We start from the raw sequence: 373 nt of genomic DNA on the forward strand, positions 1-373 counted from the left end.
ATATCACGTTTAGTTAACTCGTCTCTGCCTGACCGGCGTCGAACCGCAATGCAAGTATCACCAGGGGGACGTAGGCGACAATGACCCCCACGATCCCTTCTGCATTCATCAACACGACCCACAGGGCCACAGGAAGCAGCCAGCAGACGTTGAACAGGCCCACGGCCAGCGTGACGGGAAGATGCCCGCCAAGCCGACGTGACGCAAACTGGTAGGCGTGGCTGCGATGTGCTTCATACACCTTTTCCCGGCGTATCAGGCGGCGCAGAAGCGTAACCGTCGCGTCCACGACAAACACTCCCAACAGGATCAGCCATGCCCAGAATAGCTGAGGTGAGGACCAGGCTGCCTGAACAGAAAGTATTCCCAAGGC

Annotated in this window: 1 pseudogene; it reads right to left on the reverse strand. The window is 58.2% G+C overall.

The features are described from left to right. Positions 1-13 precede the first annotated feature (13 nt). Positions 14-373 (reverse strand): annotated as a pseudogene (locus EE949_RS01360) (glycosyl transferase); the annotation flags it as partial.

This window comes from Pseudomonas viridiflava, from assembly GCF_900602065.1.
Classification (GTDB): domain Bacteria; phylum Pseudomonadota; class Gammaproteobacteria; order Pseudomonadales; family Pseudomonadaceae; genus Aquipseudomonas.